The following is a 16,052-nucleotide window of genomic DNA, read 5'->3' as shown; positions in this document are numbered from 1 at the left end:
CTCGGTGGGGGCAGCCGTCGGGTGCGGGTGCGGGTGCGGGTGCGCTGTGGTTGGTCGCGCAGTTCCCCGCGCCCCCGAAAGGGGCCGCGCCCCGTCTCAGGCGCGCCCCGTCCCGTGACTCACGCGCCTCGCAGGTCCAGGAGCCATGTGCCGCCCGCTATCAGGGAGCACAGGGACACCGCGTGGAAGAGGAACAGCCATACGCCCGCCGGTACGTGGGTCAGGCGGGAGAGCTGGTCCGCGTCCGAGTCGCCCGCTCCACCGCGCATGCGCTTGGCCTGGAGTTCGAAGGCCGGGCGCACGCCGCCCAGGAGCAGGAACCAGACGACGGCGTACGCGAACGCCGCCTGGACCTGCGGACCGGCCAGCCAGGACACCGCCACGAACGTGCCGCCGCTGACGAGGACCGTGAGGGCGCCGTACGCGTTGCGGATCATCACCAGCATGGCCACGAGCAGCAGCGTGGCCAGCCAGAGCAGGGCGGTGATGTGACCGGCCGCCAGCAGCGCGGCGCCGCCCAGGCCGAGCAGCGGGGGAGCCGTGTAGCCCGAGGCCGCCGTGAGAATCATGCCGAGACCGGTCGGCTTGCCGCGGCTGACGGTGAGACCGCTGGTGTCGGAGTGCAGCCGGATACCGCTGAGGCTGCGGCCGGTGAGCAGCGCGACCAGACCGTGGCCGCCCTCGTGGGCGATGGTGATGGCGTTGCGCGAGAGCCGCCACACCGGGTGCGGCACGATCACGGCGAGCGCGGCCACCATCGTGGTGACGACGACCCAGGTGTCGGGGTCGGGCTGGCTCCCGAAGACCTCGTCCCAGACGGTCGCCAGCGAGGTGGCTGCGGTGCTGTCCATGGTCGGCTCGGGCTCCCTTGGGGCGCGGTCGGCGGGTGCCGCGCGTGGCGCGGTCGTCGAGTGGCGGTGATCAGGCGACGGGTGGCCTGGCAGTCTGACACGAATGGGCGAACGGTAGGTGAGACGCAGGAACGACGGCGATCGTTCCTGCCGGCGCACGCGCTCCGAGGAGAGCACACCGTCGCGCGGCGGGCCGGGGACATGGGCGTTCCCGGAACGGGCCCGCTCCTGGTCGTGGATAATTGCCCGGTGCTGACTGAGGCGGCACGATCTGGCGTTTTCGCAGGTGGAGGGGTGGTTCCAGATGTGCGGACGGTATGCGGCCAGTCGTGGGCCCGAAGATCTCGCGGGGGTCTTCGAGATCGAGAAGTGGGAACCGGACGACGCCCTGGAGCCCGACTACAACGTGGCTCCGACCAAAGAGGTCTACGCGGTCCTGGACCGACCCCTCAAGGGCACCGAGGACCCCGAGCCGGTCCGCCAGCTGCGCCGCCTCAAGTGGGGCCTGATCCCCTCCTGGTCCAAGACGCCCGAGGGCGGCGCCCGGATGATCAACGCCCGCGCCGAGACCGTCCATGAGAAGCCCTCGTTCCGGAAGGCCTTCACCTCCCGTCGCTGTGTCATACCGGCCGACGGGTATTACGAGTGGGTGACCGGCACCGGCGAGCGCGACCTGGAGGTGGAGGGCAAGAAGAAGCGGCCCCGCAAGCAGCCGTACTTCGTGCTCCCCGCCGACGGCTCCGTCTTCGCGATGGCCGGGCTGTACGAGTTCTGGCGGGACCGGACGCTGCCCGACGACCACCCCCGCGCCTGGTGGGCGACGTGCTCCGTCATCACCACGGAGGCCGAGACCTCCCCGCTGGCGGTCGGCCCCGAGGAGGGCCCGCGCTCCCTCGCCGACATCCACCCGCGGATGCCGCTCATGCTCACCCCGGACCGCTGGGACGCCTGGCTCGACCCCTCCCGTACGGACGTCGAGGACCTGCGCTCCCTGCTCGCGCCGCCGCCCGAGGGGCTGATGCGGGCGTATCCCGTCTCCACGGCGGTGAGCAACGTCCGCAACAACGGTCCGGAGCTGCTGAAGGAGCTGGAGGGGCCCGAGGAGGGCACACTCTTCTGACGTGACGCATGTGACGAAGAGCATGGAGACGGCCGGGACCACCGAGACACCCGGGACCACCGAGACACCCGGGACCGTCGAGACACCCGGGGCCGTCGAGACGGTCGAGACGGACGCGGGTACGGCCCGGATCACCTGGCACCCGGCGAAGAAGAAGACCGGGAAGTCGGAGAGCGGGGCGCGGCTGGTGCTGGCCGTCAGCCATGGCGCCGGAGGCGGGATCGAGGCCCGCGACCTCCAGGCGCTCGCCGCCGTACTGCCCGCGCACGGCGTGACCGTGGCCCTCGTCGAACAGCCCTGGCGGGTGGCGGGCAAGAAGCTCGCGCCCGCGCCGAGGACGCTGGACGTGGGCTGGCGGGGCCTGTGGCCGGCGCTCACCGGGCCGGGGCTCCCGGTCGTCGCGGGCGGCCGCAGCGCCGGAGCCCGCGTCGCCTGCCGCACGGCCACCGAGCTGGGCGCCCACGCCGTACTCGCCCTCAGCTTCCCCCTGCACCCGCCCGGCAGGCCGGAGAAGTCCCGCGCCGCCGAACTGCTCGGAGCCGGGGTGCCCACGCTCGTCGTACAGGGCGGCAACGACCCGTTCGGACGCCCCGAGGAGTTCCCGCAGGGTTCGTACGAGCTGGTCGAGGTGCCGTACGGCGATCATGGGTTCGCCGTCCCGAAGCGTGCGCCCGTCGACCAGGACGAGAGCCTGACGGTCATCACGGACGGCGTCCTGAAGTGGGTTTCGTCACTCCCGTGACCCCGGGAATGTTGCGCAGCGGACCACTGTTGTGCGGATCAGACAGCACGGAAGGTGTGCTGGGAGACGTCGTACGAGAGGAAGTCCGCCGCATGGGTTCGACCATCTGCCCGAGCCGTGGCAGCAGCACAGACCTGGAGTGGTCGGTGCTGCACGCGGCGAAGACCGCCCCTGTTCGGGTGGCGGGCGGACCGGATCGGCAAGCCGCCGCGACCGCTGGTCGTCTATTCTCCGATTCAGGTGGGACCGGTTTCGGCCCCGCCCAGACTCTGGAGGAGGTGGGTCCGGTCACAGGGACCGACGCAGGGACCGAAAACGGCCAGGCGGAGCAGCCCGAGGACACGGGCAGCAGCGAGTCGACCGCTGAGCGCAATGTGCGCTTCGAGCGGGACGCGCTGGAGTTCCTCGACCAGATGTACTCGGCCGCGCTGCGCATGACGCGGAACCCGGCCGACGCCGAGGACCTGGTGCAGGAGACGTACGCCAAGGCGTACGCGTCCTTCCACCAGTTCCGTGAGGGCACCAACCTCAAGGCGTGGCTGTACAGGATCCTCACCAACACCTTCATCAACTCGTACCGCAAGAAGCAGCGCGAGCCCCAGCGGTCCGCCGCCGAGGAGATCGAGGACTGGCAGCTGGCGCGCGCCGAGTCGCACATGTCGACCGGTCTGCGCTCCGCCGAGTCGCAGGCGCTCGACCACCTGCCCGACTCGGACGTCAAGTCGGCGCTGCAGGCGATCCCCGAGGAGTTCCGCATCGCGGTCTATCTCGCGGACGTCGAGGGCTTTGCGTACAAGGAGATCGCGGACATCATGGGGACACCCATCGGTACGGTGATGTCCCGCCTGCACAGGGGTCGCCGTCAGTTGCGCGGCATGCTGGAGGACTACGCCAAGGACCGCGGCCTCGTCCCGGCGGGCGCCGGAGAGTCGGACGGAACGAAAGGCTCGGGCTCATGAGCTGCGGAGAGCCGCACGAGACGGACTGCAGTGAAGTACTCGATCATCTCTACGAGTTCCTCGACCACGAGATGCCCGATGCCGACTGCACCAAGTTCGAGGTGCACTTCGAGGAGTGCTCACCGTGCCTTGAGAAGTACGGGCTCGAGCAGGCCGTGAAGAAGCTCGTCAAGCGGTGCTGTGGTCAGGACGACGTGCCGACCGATCTGCGGGCGAAGGTCATGGGCCGTATCGAGCTGATCCGTTCGGGCGAGGCGGTGCCCGAGCACGAGGTCACGACCGCGGACGTGCGCGGCGCCGCCGCCGAGGGCTGAGCGGCTCCCGAGCCCCCTGTAGACACACCCGATGCCGGACCGGTTCAGCCGGTCCGGCATCGGTGCGTTGTGGGTGTGGCCGCCGTGGGGCGTGTGGCGGGCTTGGCAGACGCGGCGGGCTTGGCGTCAGACCTCCAGTGCCGTTTCGATCCGCTTGAGGCTGTGCCGGGCCAGCGCGAGGTTGCTGCGGCTGCGGTCGAGCGCGAGGTACAGGAAGAGCGTGCCGCCGCTGGCGGTGAGCGGGCGTATCAGGTGGTACTGCTTGCCCAGCGTGATCAGGATGTCCTCGATGGTGTCGTCCATGGCCAGCGAGGAGAGCGTCCGCAGCTTCGCGCGCATCACCTCGGTGTTGCCCGCCGACGCGAGTTCCAGGTCGAGCGTCGGTCCGCCGCCGAGCGTGCCGAGCGCCATGCCGCTCTCGTAGTCGACGAGGGAGACGCCGATGGCGCCTTCCACGGACATGGCTTCCTTGAGCGCGGTCTCGATGTTCATGCTGCTGCCCCAATTCCTCGGTGACGCTGTTCGGTCGTTGCCTGTACAACTACGATCGAACACAAGCGGGTAGTGCGTCACAAAATACAAAATATGGCGTCTGTTGCGTAAGTTGAAGCTCAAAGTAGTGTGCGACGTCAAGACGTGAAGGGGGAACGGGGTAATGACGACGGCCGTTGATGCCTCCCTGGTCCGGCTTCTCGACTCCCCCGGAGTCACCGGCGTCGCCCTGGTCGACGCGGTCACCGGCCTCACCTACGGGGTGGCCGGGAACGCGGACGAGGCGGGGGACGGCGCCGAGTGCGCCGAACTCGCGGCCCTCATCGCCGAACGACTGGGGCGGGCGGGCGCCGAGGGGGAGTTGGAGAGCGTGATCATGACCAGCACGCGGCGCCACCAGGTGCTGCTCGCCGTCGCGCGGCCGGTCGGCGACCCGCTGCTGCTGACCGCGGGGATGGACCGGGAACGGGCCAACCTGGCGCTCGCCACGCGGAGTCTGGCCGACCGGGCCGCCGAGGTGCTCGCATGACGACAGCCGAGGCGCGCAATCTGCCCGCGCTGTTGCAGGGGTTGCACGAAGACGGTCACAGCGGCACCGTCCGGGTGTCCGGATCCCCAGGCGGAACGATTCACCTGAGGGGCGGACTGATTGTCGCGGTCGAGACCCCCGGGGCCCCGACCGCCACCTCCGTGCTGCTCACACCGGGTCGTGTCGACGACGAGACCTGGCTGGCCGCCTGTGCGGCGGAGCCCGACACGGACCGGCTGGGCGGGTACCTGGTGTCCGCCGGGCTGATCGGCGCCGCCGAACTGGAAGTCGTGTGCACCGCGGCGGTGTTCGACGCGGCCTTCGCCGTGGCGATCGGGCCGCCCGGCGGCTGGACGCTGGACGGCCCGGAACCGACCCTCCACGCCGGGTCCGGTGTGGAGCCGCGGCGGCTGACCGAGGAGACCACTCGGCGCATCGTGCGGCTCTCCGGCGCGTGGGGCGCGCCGGGTGAACTCGCCCGGATACGGCCCGCGGCGGTTCCGGACGCCGGCCTGCGCCGTGGCCTTTCGGACCGTCACCGCGCGGTGCTGAGCACCGTCAACGGCCGCCGTACCGCCCGGGACATGGCCTTCACCCTCGGGCGCGGGCTGTACGCGATCATGCTGGACCTGACCCGTCTGGAGGCCCAGGGCCTCATCCGCTGGGAGACGGGCGGCCCGTCCGAGGGGCGGCCCAGCACCGCCCCGCGCGTGCTGCCGGCCCGCGGCGCCCCGGACGCGCCCGCGACGAACACCCCGCAGGCCGAGCCGCCCGCGAAGGCGGCACCGCTGCCGAGGCGTACGCGCGGCGGCGCCTCATGGCCGGGGGACGACCGGACCGGCGCGAGCCGACCGCGCGACGGCCAGTCGCAGGCAGTCGGGGCCCGCGAGGGCGAGCCGCGCGAGGCCCTCGTGCCGGACGGGCAGGCGCGGGAAGGCCCGTCGGGGCAGACGCCCGCTGAGGGAAGCGACGCTCTGCCCGCGGGGACGACCGGGGGGCACGGGGGCTAGTGAGTTCAAGCAGACGTCGGGCGGCGAAGCGTCTTCGACGGGGGACAGCCGCGGAAGCCCGACGCACGGCGAACCGGCGAACGCGCGGCGCGGATGCCGGGCCGGGTCCGGGCGCCGCTTCGGGTCCGGATGCCGCTTCGGGTCCGGATGCCGGGTTGGCGCGGGACTTCGCGTCGGCACGGGATGGCGTACCCGGAGCGGGTGCCGTACCGGGGCCGGATGTGGTACCGGCGTCAGATGGCGTATCGGGATCGGACGCCGGGTCGGGTTCGGACACCGCGTCGGCACGGGAGGACGTACCGGGAGCGGATGCCGGGTCGGCGCCGCGGACGGGCGCCGAGCCGGGGGCGGTGTCCGGTGCCGAAGCCGGAGTTGGCGGCGGGGCCTGGGGCGGGGGCGCGGCGTCGGGTTCGGGTGGCGAGCGGGGGGCGGGTAGCCCGCCGTCGGCGTTCGCGCGTAGGCCGCCGCCCCTGCCGGTGCGGGGGGACGGCTCGTCCGCCGGTGCGAAGCCGTTCGCTTTGCCCCCGTTGTCGCCCGAGCAGCTGGCCGCCGATCAGCCCTCTCTCGACATGCTGCGCCGGGTCCGCCGGGGCCTGGGCGCACTTCCGGAAGCCGACTGATACCGCTCCGACCGCACCACGACCACACATGCACGCAGCAAGGAGCGCCATGAGCGACACGTCGCAGCCCAATCCCCTCACCGAGATCCTGACCTCTCTGCGCGACCGGGTGATGGGGGTCTCCGAAAGCGTCCTGTCCACCGCGGACGGACTCCTCGTGGTCGCCGACACGGACTCCTCCCACGCCGAGTCCGTCGCCGCGCTCGCCGCCGCGACCCTCGGGGTGGCCCGCCGTATGGCCGACCAGACGGGCGTCGGGGCGCTGCGCGAGGTGGTGGCGAGGTGCGGCTCGGGACACGTCATCGTCATGGCCGTGGGCGACCGTGCCCTGCTGACCGTGATGGGGGACGACGGCCTCGACCTCGCCGCGCTCCAGCGGGAGTCGCCCGCCACGGTGGAGCAGTTGACCCAGGCGCTCGCGGCCGACGTGGCGCGCTGAACCGCCGGCCCGGAGACCGATCCGGGCGTTGACGGCTCCGGCCCGGCGCGAACCTCGTACGAGCGCGCGGCTCACTCGAACGGGCGAATCTGCTCCCCTCGGCCCGGTGAATCGGCCCATGCCTCCCCCGAGCCCCACCCGACCGCCCTATCGTCCATGTCCCGAAGGCTGTACGGAGGCCTGCACGAGGTCTGCACGGGGCCCGTGCCGGATCCGTACAGGGCTCGTGCGAGTGGTCTGTGCCGGAGGGGAGCTGCGCCATGCGGTCGGTCCCGCCGTGGGCGCGTGTCTACGTCGTCTGCACCGCGCTCGCCGCGGCGTTCTGTGCCGTGCCGGTTCCGGACACCCGCGCTCCCTGGCCCGCGGTGGCGCTGTTCGCGGCGCTCTGCGCGGCCTGCGAACTGCTCGCCGCGAGCCGCTTCGCGGGCGACGGCGAGCCCGAGGGCGCGGGCGCGTCCGGCGAGGCAGGGGCCTCCCTCAGATGGCATACGCCGGTCATGCTCGCCGCCGCGTTCCTGCTGCCACCGCCCGCCGCCGCGCTCGTACCGTTGCCGGGGGCGCTGCTGGCCCGGGTCGAGCAGCGGCCGCGGTGGCTGCGCCGGGTGTGGCGGGCCGCGCAGCTCGCGCTCAGCACGTGGGCCGCGTCGAAGGTCCACTGGTCGCTGGGCGGCCGGGACGCGGTCGTCACGTCCGACTTCCCCTACGCCCTGGTGGCCGCCGGCGCGGCCGTGGTGGCGTTCTGCCTGGTACTGACCGTGCTCGACGGGGGCATCCTGGCGCTCGCCGAGCGGGTACCGGTACGGGCCGCCTGGCGCGGCCTGTTCCTGCGCTCGCTCGCGCCCGTCGCCGTGCACGGCCTCGCGGGGCTGATGATGGCGGTGCTCTGGCGCAGCCCGTACGGCCCGGCCGCCGCGCTGCTCGTGCTGCTGCCGATGTACGTGTCCTGGTGGGTGTTCGCCCAGTACCACCGGGAGCGGGCCGCCCACCGGGCCACCATCCGGGCGCTGGTGCAAGCCGTCGACATCAAGGACGGATACACCCGCGGGCACAGCGAACGGGTGGGACAGGCGTCGATGATGATCGCCCGTGAACTGGGCATGGACGACGAACGGGCCGAGGTGCTCAGGTTCGCCGGCATCCTGCACGACGTGGGCAAACTCGGCGTGCCCACCCGGCTGCTGCGCAAGGACGGGCCGCTGACGCCCGAGGAACGCCGGGTGATCGAGCTGCATCCCGAGTACGGGCACGAGATGGTCCGCGGGATCGGATTCCTCGGCGAGGCCAGGTCGGCGATCCTGCACCACCACGAACGGCTCGACGGGAGCGGCTATCCGTACGGGCTGAAGGGGTGCCAGATCCCGGAGTTCGCCCGGGTGGTGGCGGTGGCCGACGCGTTCGACGCGATGACGTCGACCCGCTCGTACCGGCGGGCGCGGCCGGTCTCGGTGGCGCTCCAGGAGCTGGAGCGCTGCGCCGGGGCGCAGTTCGATCCGCGGATGGTGGAGGCCTTCGTGCGGGCGCTCGTCCGGCAGGGGTGGCACCCGGTGGTGACCGCCGACGAGACACGGCCGGGCGCCGAGCCCCACCCGCCGGCGCCACGCGCTCCCACGAACCTGGCACCCCACCGCGGAACCGTCGGCGGGCCCGGCCCATGAGCACGACGGACAACAACGGGCCGTTCCCGTCGACCGACGACGACACCAGACCGCTCCCGTCAGCCGGCGACGGCGACGGCGACGGCGACGGCAGCGTCAGCAGCCACGGCAACGACAGCGGTGTCGCCTCGTCGGTGGGCGCCGAGGTGAACCTCCCCCGTGTCCCGCTCGCCCTCACGGCCGTGCGGGCCGGTGCCGCGCTGGTCGCCGTCGTCGCCCTCGGCGTCACCCTCTGGGGTGGCATCGAGGAGCGCGGGGCCGCTCTGGCCTTCGCCGTACTCATCGGCATGGGCGAGCTGGCCCGGTGGAGCGGTGCCGAGGAACGCGAGTCGGCGCCGCTGGCCGCCGCCGGGGCCCTCGCCTACGCGCTGCTCGGCGAGAACGCCGGACACCCCACCCACGACGGGGTCCCGCAGATCGTCGCCGTGGTCACGGCCGCCTCCCTGCTGGGCTGCGTGCCGCACGTGGCGAAGGGCCGCGGTCCCACCGCGGACCATCTCACCCGGCGCGTCCTGACCGTCGCGTTCGCCGCGGTCTGCTTCCAACCCCTCTACAACCAGGGCAGGCTGGCTGAGTGCGTCGCGACCGGACCCGCGTACGCGGCGCTCGTCGTCGCGCTGCTCCTGCTGACCGCGCTGTGGGACGCCGTGCTGGCCGCGGCCATGGCGCACGCGCGGACCCGGTGGCCCTTCGGACCGCTGCTGCGGGACGAGCTGCGGAGCACGCTCGGCATCGGGTCGGCGGTCTGCGCGACCGGGGCTGTGATGGCGCTCGCGGTCGCCGTCGCGGGCCTGTGGGCGCTGCCCGTCTTCTCCCTGCCGCTGCTGCTCACCCAGCTGTCCTTCCGGCGGTACGCGGCCGTACGGACCACCTACCGCCAGACCATCGCCTCCCTGGCCCGGGCCACGGAGATAGCCGGTTACACCCCGCCGGGGCACGCCCGGCGCGTGGCGGCGCTCAGCCGGGCCGTCGGCCGTGAGCTGGGCCTGTCCGGACCCGAACTGACGATCCTGGAGTACGCCGCCCTGATGCACGACATCGGCCAGCTCTCGCTCGTCGACCCCGTACCCGCCGGTGCCACGGCAGCCCTGGCCCCCGCCGAACAGCGGCGCATCGCCCTGCTCGGCGGTGCCGTGGTGCGCCAGACGGGCGTGGCCGCCGCGGTCGCCGTCGTGGTGGAACGGCAGGCGGACCCGTACCGCGAACAACCGGTCAGCGCGTCGATCGTGCGGGCCGTCAACGCGTACGAGGAGACAGCCGGGGAAGCGGGCCCCGAGGGGCCGCTGAGGGCGCTGGAGGAGCTGCGGCTGGGCACCGCGCGCGACTACCGGCCCGAGGTCGTCGAGTCGCTGGCCAGGGTGCTGGCGAGAGACGGTCTTACCTTGCCTCTGGTTGGGTAACCCATGGGTAATGAGCGCCCCTCCGACCGTCCGTGGTTGGATGCGAGGAAGAGGCATCAGGGGGCACAGTCCAGCCCGAGGCTGCACGCTCTTCAACGAACTGGCAGGCGGGAATCGTGAGGATCTTCGGCAAGGGACGGCACCGGCCCTCCGCCTCATGGCGGCAGGCCACCGACCGTGCGTTCACCCTCATCGGCGACGGCCGGTACGAGGACGCGGGGGCGCTGCTGACACGTGCGGCGGACCTGGAACCCTGGCTTTCCGAGTCCTGGTTCAACCTGGCGCTGCTGCACAAGTTCCGGCACGACTGGGAACAGGCGCGAGCGGCCGGTCTGCGGGCCGTGGCCCTGCTCGACCGGGAGACCGGGGCCCCCGATTGGTGGAACGTCGGCATCGCGGCGACCGCCCTTCAGGACTGGCCGCTGGCCCGGCGGGCCTGGCAGGCGTACGGGCTGAAGGTGCCCGGCGGCGCCTCGCGGCCCAAGACCGGCACGGGGGCGGGCGCCTCCGGTGAGCCGGTCGGCATGGACCTGGGCAGCGCGGCCGTAAGGCTGTCGCCCGAGGGCGAGGCCGAGGTCGTGTGGGGCCGGCGGCTGGACCCCGCCCGTATCGAGGTCCTCTCCATCCCGCTGCCGTCCTCCGGGCGGCGCTGGGGCGAGGTCGTCCTGCACGACGGAGTTCCCCACGGGGAGCGGACGACCGCCGCGGGGCACGCGTATCCCGTATTCGACGAGATCGAGCTGTGGGCGCCCTCACCGGTGCCCACCTGGGTCGTGCTCCTGGAGGCGGAGACCGAGGACGACCGGGACGCCCTGGAGCGGCTCGCGGCCGACGCGGGGTTCGCCGCGGAGGACTGGTCGTCGTCCGTGCGGCTGCTGTGCCGGATGTGCTCCGAGTCACGGATGCCGTCCGACGAGGGGGACGGCGAGCATCTCGATCCGCACGATCACAGTGAGCCGGGGCATCCCGGGCCGCTCGGTCACCGGACCGACGGGCAGCTGTGGGTGCCGGAGCGGGAATGCGGCCTCGCGGCCCCGGCCTCCTTGGTGCGGGGGCTGCTGGACGGGTGGGTCGCCGACAGTCCCGATACACGGGACTGGCGTGATCTCGAAGAGGTCTGTTAGAGGCGTCGGGGGCGACCGCCGGGGGTACGGAGGCCTCGCGGTGGCCGTTCGTCGGGTGGTGCGGGTCCCTCGTGGCCCGTCGCGCCCCGCGGCGGAGCCGCACACCGGCACAGCCCCGCGCTCCCGGAAGGCGCCCCTGCGGGGCGGCCCCTGTCAGGGGCGCCCCGTACCCTGTACCGCATCGCAACCCCGTTATCCGAGGAAGGCTTACGTCGGTCATGGCGCAGCAGGACACTGAGCAGCAGCACTCCGGAGTGCTCCCCGTGGACGACGAGGGCTTCGTCATCGACACCGAGAACCCGGAGGAGCGCGAGGCGGCCTACCGCGGTCGCGGGACCTCCCGGCCCATCACGGTCGTCGGGAACCCGGTGCTGCACAAGGAGTGCAGGGACGTCACGGACTTCGGGGACGACCTCGCCCGGCTGGTCGACGACATGTTCGCCAGCCAGCACACCGCCGAGGGCGTGGGCCTCGCCGCCAACCAGATCGGTGTCGACCTCAAGGTCTTCGTCTACGACTGCCCGGACGACGAGGGCAAGCGGCACACGGGCGTGATCTGCAACCCCGTCCTCGTCGAGCTGCCCGCCGAGCGGCGCCAGCTGGACGAGAGCAACGAGGGCTGCCTGTCGGTGCCGACCGCGTACGCGCCGCTGGCTCGCCCCGACTACGCCGAGGTCACCGGGCAGGACGAGAAGGGCAACCCGATCAAGGTGCGCGGCACGGGCTACTTCGCGCGCTGCCTCCAGCACGAGACGGACCACCTGTACGGGTACCTGTACATCGACCGGCTCTCCAAGCGCGAGCGCAAGGACGCGCTGCGGCAGATGGCCGAGAACGAACCGCGCTACCCCGTCGTCGCGAACGACTGAGACCGCGCCGCGAACGACCGAGCCGCAGCGCGCACGACCGAGACCGCGGCGCGAACGACTGAGAACGGCCGTGAACGACTGAGACAGAGAACGACAGCAGGGGCGTGAGCGTCCCGCACCCACGACGCCTGGTCGGATTCCCCTCCGACCAGGCGTCGTTCGCGTGTGCGTCCTGCGTTCGATCCTTTGTGCGCTTTAACAGCCCATATTCAGTCACACATAGGGAGATTCTCGGCACCGTGAGCTAGTTAGTAGAGCAACTGCGTTCCCAGAACGGTCAGTTGTGGTGCTGAATGGGAAGTGCGGGGATACGCAACGGCGCACGCCCGGCACAGCGGGAGGGGCGTGTCGTCAACAGGCGGCTGAGAGGGGTTTGTTCGTGCCTGCTTTCTCACAGAGCACCTCAACGACGTACACTGCGGCGCTCGTTCCACCGGCGCTCTCTCTTCCGGTGATCGAGGCGGAGTTTCCCCGTCAACTCCATCCGTATTGGCCCAGGCTCCAGGAGAACACCAGGGCCTGGCTCCTCGAAATGGGCCTCATGTCGGCGGCGAAGGTAGAGGCATATGCCGACGGGCTTTGCTACACGGACCTCATGGCGGGCTACTACATAGGCGCCCCGGACGAGGTTCTCCAGGCGATAGCGGACTACAGCGCGTGGTTCTTCGTCTGGGACGACCGTCACGACCGCGATGTCATCCACGGCCGGCCGGCCGCCTGGGAGCTGCTCAGGATCCGGCTGCACACGGCTCTGGACTCCCCGAAGGAGCATCTGCACCACCAGGACCCCGTGGTCGCGGGGTTCGCGGACAGCGTGCTCCGGCTGTACTCGTTCCTGGGCGAGGGGTGGAACGCACGCTTCGCGGAGCATTTCCACGCGGTCATAGAGGCGTACGACCAGGAGTTCCACAACCGTGCGGCAGGCATTGTCCCGACCGTCGAGGAATATCTCGAACTGCGGCGGAACACCTTCGCGCACTGGATCTGGCTCGATCTGCTCGAACCGAGCGCCGGGTACGAACTCCCCGTCGCAGTGCGGGAGAACTCCGCGTATCAGAGGGCTGCTTTGCTGTGCCAGGATTTCGCCGCCTGGTACAACGACCTGTGTTCGCTGCCCAAAGAAATCGCGGGCGACGAGGTGCACAATCTCGGTATCAGTCTCATTCATCACGAGGGAATGCGACTCGAAGAATCGGTCAAGGAAGTCAGGCGACGGGTCGAGGAATGTGTCACGGAATTCCTCGACGCCGAACAGGAGGTATTGGGGTACGCGGCAAGGATCGACAACGGGTCCGTCCGTGGCGCCGAACTAGCGGCTGCCGTACGGGCGTGTCTGTTCAATATGCGGAACTGGTTCAGCTCCGTGTACTGGTTCCACCACGAGTCGGGACGGTACATGGTCGACAGCTGGGACGACCGCACCACACCCCCGTACGTCAACAACGAAGCGGCAGGTGAGAAATGACCGTCGAGTCGGTACGGTCCGCTGCACACCAAGCGGCAGAACTGTCCACCCCGCCCCTCGCCGGAGGCGGCGTCCCCGGCCTCGGGCACGGCCTGAAACTGGTCCGCGACCCGCTGGGTTTCCTCTCCCGGCTGCGCGACCAGGGTGATGTCGTCCGGCTGAAGCTGGGCCCCAAGACGGTGTACGCCGTCACCACGCCGGCCCTCACCGGGGAACTGGCCCTGAGCCCCGACTTCAAGATCGACGGACCCCTGTGGGAGTCCCTGGAAGGCCTGCTCGGCAAGGAGGGAGTGGCGACCGCCAACGGGTCGCGGCACCGGCGTCAGCGCCGGACGATCCAGCCCGCCTTCCGGCTGGACGCCATCCCCGGCTACGGGCCGATCATGGAGGAGGAGGCGCATGCCCTCGCGGAGCGCTGGCGCCCCGGCGAGACGATCGACTGCACCGCGGAGTCGTTCCGCGTCGCCGTGCGCATCGCCGCCCGCTGTCTGCTGCGCGGCGACTTCATGGACGAGCGGGCCGAGCGGCTGAGCATCGCCCTCGCCACCGTGTTCCGCGGCATGTACCGCCGTATGGTCGTTCCCGCGGGGCCGCTCTACAGGCTTCCGCTTCCGGCCAATCGTAAATTCGACCGCGCATTGGCCGATTTGCACCTCCTGGTCGACGAGATCGTGGCCGAGCGCCGTGCATCTGGTCAAAAGCCGGACGATTTGCTGACAGCATTGCTGGAAGCGAAGGACGAGAATGGCGAGCCCATCGGGGAACAGGAGATCCACGACCAGGTGGTCGCGATACTCACCCCCGGAAGCGAAACCGTCGCTTCCACGATCATGTGGCTTCTCCAGGTCCTCGCGGAACATCCGGAACAGGCGGACCGAGTACGCGAAGAGGTCGAATCGGTCACCGATGGCCGTCCCGTCGCATTCGCGGACGTGCGGAAGCTGTCCCACACGAACAATGTCGTCGTCGAGGCCATGCGGTTGCGTCCCGCCGTTTGGATATTGACGCGCCGGGCCGTGACCGAAACCGTACTCGGCGGGTATCGCATTCCGGCCGGGGCCGACATCGTCTACAGTCCGTACGCGATACAGCGCGACGCGCGTTCGTACGGCACAAACCTGGAGTTCGACCCCGATCGCTGGCTTCCGGAACGCGCGAAGGACGTGCCGAAGTACGCGATGAGCCCGTTCAGTGTGGGCAACCGGAAGTGTCCGAGCGACCACTTCTCGATGGCCCAGCTCGGCCTCGTCACGGCGGCGGTGGCCTCGCGCTGGCGCCTGGAGCAGGTGTCCGAGTCGAACGACACCACGCGCGTCGGCATCACGCTGCGACCGCACCGGCTGCTGCTGAGGGCCGTACCGAGGTGAGCGCGGCTCCTGCCGAGGTGAGCGTGCTCGTACCGAGGTGAGCGCGGGCGTACCGCGCTGACCGCTCCCGGCGCACGTTCAGGCGGCCTGCGGGCCCCTGAACGTGCGCCGGTACGCGTTCGGTGTCGTCCCCAGCGAGCGGACGAACTGATGGCGCAGCGCCGCCGCCGTCCCGAACCCCGTGCGGTCCGCGATGAAGTCCATCGTCTCGTCCGTGGCCTCCAGCAACTCCTGCGCCAGCAGCACCCGCTGACGCAGCAGCCAGCGGTACGGGGTGGTCCCCGTCTCCTGCTGGAAGCGCCGGGCGAAGGTGCGCGGCGACATGTGCGCGCGGGCGGCCAGCTGCTCGACGGTCACCTCCTCGTCGAGGTGGGCCTCCATCCAGGCGAGCACCCCGCCGACCGTGTCGCACGTCGAGCGCGGCAGCGGGCGCTCGATGTACTGGGCCTGGCCGCCGTCGCGGTGCGGCGGCACGATCATGCGGCGCGCGATGCTGTTGGCGACCTCCGGGCCCTGTTCCTTGCGGACGATGTGCAGACAGGCGTCGATGCCGGAGGCGGTGCCCGCCGAGGTGATCACCGGGTCGTCGTCCACGTACAGCACGTCCGGTTCGACCTTCGCGCGCGGGTGGCGCCGGGCCAGTGTCTCGGCGTGCCGCCAGTGGACCGCGCAGCGCCGCCCGTCGAGCAGGCCGGCCGCGCCGAGCACGAAGACCCCGGAGCAGACGCTGAGCACCCTGGTGCCGCGGTCGGCCGCCCGGACGAGGGAGTCGAGCAGCGCGGGCGGGTAGGTGCGCCCGATGTAGTGGCTCCCGGCGGGCACGACGATCAGGTCGGCCTCCTCCAGCCGGTCGAGCCCGTACGGGGTGGAGACCGTGAAGCCCGGGACGTGGGTGGCGAGGGTCGGCCCCTCGGCCGAGGCGACCGCGAAGTCGTACACCGGCAGGCCCTCGTCGCTGCGGTCGAGGCCGAACACCTCGCACACGACGCCGAGTTCGAAGGGATGCGCGCCGTTGAGCAGGACGGCGGCCACGTTGGTCAGCATGCTGACAGTGTGCACCCGATCTGGCAGGAAATCGAGGGTGTGCGGCAGTACT

General features: G+C 71.2%; 16 protein-coding genes. 13 read left to right on the top strand and 3 right to left on the bottom strand.

The genetic code is table 11. The features are described 5' to 3' along the window. Nucleotides 1–119: 119 nt before the first annotated feature. Nucleotides 120–851 carry a M50 family metallopeptidase gene (locus tag IE278_RS18680; protein WP_189773674.1) on the bottom strand — a complete coding sequence of 244 codons (732 nt, stop codon included), beginning with the start codon at nucleotides 849–851 and terminating at the stop codon, nucleotides 120–122. A gap of 304 nt (nucleotides 852–1,155) precedes the next feature. Here IE278_RS18680 and IE278_RS18675 point away from each other — a divergent pair, with 304 nt between their 5' ends. The 4 genes from IE278_RS18675 (at nucleotide 1,156) to rsrA (ending at nucleotide 3,986) form a co-directional block, all read left to right on the top strand. Next, nucleotides 1,156–1,971: an SOS response-associated peptidase gene (locus IE278_RS18675; protein ID WP_189773672.1), complete on the top strand. Its 816-nt coding sequence runs from the start codon at nucleotides 1,156–1,158 to the stop codon at nucleotides 1,969–1,971. Nucleotides 1,972–1,993: 22 nt separating this feature from the next. Beyond that, nucleotides 1,994–2,713, top strand: coding sequence for an alpha/beta hydrolase family protein (locus tag IE278_RS18670; protein WP_246570385.1), 720 nt, complete (start codon nucleotides 1,994–1,996; stop codon nucleotides 2,711–2,713). Nucleotides 2,714–2,991: 278 nt separating this feature from the next. Further along, complete coding sequence (gene sigR / locus IE278_RS18665) at nucleotides 2,992–3,672, top strand: RNA polymerase sigma factor SigR (protein ID WP_055507026.1); 681 nt, start codon at nucleotides 2,992–2,994, stop codon at nucleotides 3,670–3,672. Next, nucleotides 3,669–3,986 carry a mycothiol system anti-sigma-R factor gene (gene rsrA / locus IE278_RS18660; protein ID WP_189773671.1) on the top strand — a complete coding sequence of 106 codons (318 nt, stop codon included), beginning with the start codon at nucleotides 3,669–3,671 and terminating at the stop codon, nucleotides 3,984–3,986. Before sigR ends, rsrA begins: the two co-directional genes overlap by 4 nt. 126 nt (nucleotides 3,987–4,112) lie before the next feature. Here the strand turns inward: rsrA and IE278_RS18655 are convergent, their stop codons facing one another. Then, nucleotides 4,113–4,478 carry a hypothetical protein gene (locus tag IE278_RS18655; protein WP_189773670.1) on the bottom strand — a complete coding sequence of 122 codons (366 nt, stop codon included), beginning with the start codon at nucleotides 4,476–4,478 and terminating at the stop codon, nucleotides 4,113–4,115. 163 nt (nucleotides 4,479–4,641) lie between these two features. Here IE278_RS18655 and IE278_RS18650 point away from each other — a divergent pair, with 163 nt between their 5' ends. The 9 genes from IE278_RS18650 (at nucleotide 4,642) to IE278_RS18610 (ending at nucleotide 14,956) form a co-directional block, all read left to right on the top strand. Beyond that, nucleotides 4,642–5,007, top strand: a complete 366-nt coding sequence (locus tag IE278_RS18650) for a hypothetical protein (protein WP_246570381.1) — start codon at nucleotides 4,642–4,644, stop codon at nucleotides 5,005–5,007. After that, the gene (locus IE278_RS18645) at nucleotides 5,004–6,017 is read left to right on the top strand and encodes a DUF4388 domain-containing protein (protein WP_246570380.1); all 1,014 of its coding nucleotides are present in this window, start codon (nucleotides 5,004–5,006) and stop codon (nucleotides 6,015–6,017) included. The genes IE278_RS18650 and IE278_RS18645 overlap by 4 nt, the downstream gene beginning before the upstream one ends. A 669-nt stretch (nucleotides 6,018–6,686) precedes the next feature. After that, nucleotides 6,687–7,076 (top strand): roadblock/LC7 domain-containing protein, encoded by a 390-nt coding sequence (locus IE278_RS18640; RefSeq protein WP_107021406.1) that lies wholly within the window; start codon nucleotides 6,687–6,689, stop codon nucleotides 7,074–7,076. Nucleotides 7,077–7,336: 260 nt separating this feature from the next. Further along, nucleotides 7,337–8,731, top strand: coding sequence for an HD-GYP domain-containing protein (locus IE278_RS18635; RefSeq protein WP_189773669.1), 1,395 nt, complete (start codon nucleotides 7,337–7,339; stop codon nucleotides 8,729–8,731). Then, a complete protein-coding gene (locus tag IE278_RS18630) occupies nucleotides 8,728–10,131 on the top strand; it encodes an HD-GYP domain-containing protein (protein ID WP_246570379.1) in 1,404 nt (467 codons plus the stop codon). Before IE278_RS18635 ends, IE278_RS18630 begins: the two co-directional genes overlap by 4 nt. Nucleotides 10,132–10,247: 116 nt before the next feature. Further along, nucleotides 10,248–11,255 (top strand): tetratricopeptide repeat protein, encoded by a 1,008-nt coding sequence (locus tag IE278_RS18625; RefSeq protein WP_189773668.1) that lies wholly within the window; start codon nucleotides 10,248–10,250, stop codon nucleotides 11,253–11,255. A 218-nt stretch (nucleotides 11,256–11,473) separates the two neighbouring features. Then, nucleotides 11,474–12,124, top strand: a complete 651-nt coding sequence (def, locus tag IE278_RS18620; protein ID WP_189773667.1) for a peptide deformylase — start codon at nucleotides 11,474–11,476, stop codon at nucleotides 12,122–12,124. A 379-nt stretch (nucleotides 12,125–12,503) separates the two neighbouring features. After that, a complete protein-coding gene (gene cyc1 / locus IE278_RS18615; protein ID WP_189773666.1) occupies nucleotides 12,504–13,589 on the top strand; it encodes an epi-isozizaene synthase in 1,086 nt (361 codons plus the stop codon). Next, nucleotides 13,586–14,956, top strand: coding sequence for a bifunctional albaflavenone monooxygenase/terpene synthase (locus IE278_RS18610; RefSeq protein WP_189773665.1), 1,371 nt, complete (start codon nucleotides 13,586–13,588; stop codon nucleotides 14,954–14,956). Before cyc1 ends, IE278_RS18610 begins: the two co-directional genes overlap by 4 nt. Nucleotides 14,957–15,034: 78 nt before the next feature. Here the strand turns inward: IE278_RS18610 and IE278_RS18605 are convergent, their stop codons facing one another. Continuing rightward, nucleotides 15,035–16,000, bottom strand: coding sequence for a helix-turn-helix domain-containing protein (locus tag IE278_RS18605; protein ID WP_189773663.1), 966 nt, complete (start codon nucleotides 15,998–16,000; stop codon nucleotides 15,035–15,037). Between the last annotated feature and the right edge of the window lie 52 nt (nucleotides 16,001–16,052).

Origin of the sequence: Streptomyces tauricus (assembly GCF_014650955.1) — a bacterium.
GTDB classification, from domain to species: Bacteria; Actinomycetota; Actinomycetes; order Streptomycetales; family Streptomycetaceae; genus Streptomyces; species Streptomyces tauricus.
Note: the sequence above shows the minus strand (reverse complement) of the source record. Positions and strands in the feature narration are given on the sequence as shown.

Bases quoted from the DNA above. Each gene is read 5' to 3' on its own strand.
- IE278_RS18635 (WP_189773669.1), top strand. From the start codon at position 7,337: ATGCGGTCGGTCCCGCCGTGGGCGCGTGTCTACGTCGTCTGCACCGCG.
- IE278_RS18645 (WP_246570380.1), top strand. From the start codon at position 5,004: ATGACGACAGCCGAGGCGCGCAATCTGCCCGCGCTGTTGCAGGGGTTG.
- IE278_RS18610 (WP_189773665.1), top strand. From the start codon at position 13,586: ATGACCGTCGAGTCGGTACGGTCCGCTGCACACCAAGCGGCAGAACTG.
- IE278_RS18630 (WP_246570379.1), top strand. From the start codon at position 8,728: ATGAGCACGACGGACAACAACGGGCCGTTCCCGTCGACCGACGACGAC.
- IE278_RS18675 (WP_189773672.1), top strand. From the start codon at position 1,156: ATGTGCGGACGGTATGCGGCCAGTCGTGGGCCCGAAGATCTCGCGGGG.
- IE278_RS18605 (WP_189773663.1), bottom strand. From the start codon at position 16,000: ATGCTGACCAACGTGGCCGCCGTCCTGCTCAACGGCGCGCATCCCTTC.
- IE278_RS18650 (WP_246570381.1), top strand. From the start codon at position 4,642: ATGACGACGGCCGTTGATGCCTCCCTGGTCCGGCTTCTCGACTCCCCC.
- def (WP_189773667.1), top strand. From the start codon at position 11,474: ATGGCGCAGCAGGACACTGAGCAGCAGCACTCCGGAGTGCTCCCCGTG.
- IE278_RS18680 (WP_189773674.1), bottom strand. From the start codon at position 851: ATGGACAGCACCGCAGCCACCTCGCTGGCGACCGTCTGGGACGAGGTC.
- IE278_RS18640 (WP_107021406.1), top strand. From the start codon at position 6,687: ATGAGCGACACGTCGCAGCCCAATCCCCTCACCGAGATCCTGACCTCT.
- IE278_RS18670 (WP_246570385.1), top strand. From the start codon at position 1,994: ATGGAGACGGCCGGGACCACCGAGACACCCGGGACCACCGAGACACCC.
- IE278_RS18655 (WP_189773670.1), bottom strand. From the start codon at position 4,478: ATGAACATCGAGACCGCGCTCAAGGAAGCCATGTCCGTGGAAGGCGCC.
- rsrA (WP_189773671.1), top strand. From the start codon at position 3,669: ATGAGCTGCGGAGAGCCGCACGAGACGGACTGCAGTGAAGTACTCGAT.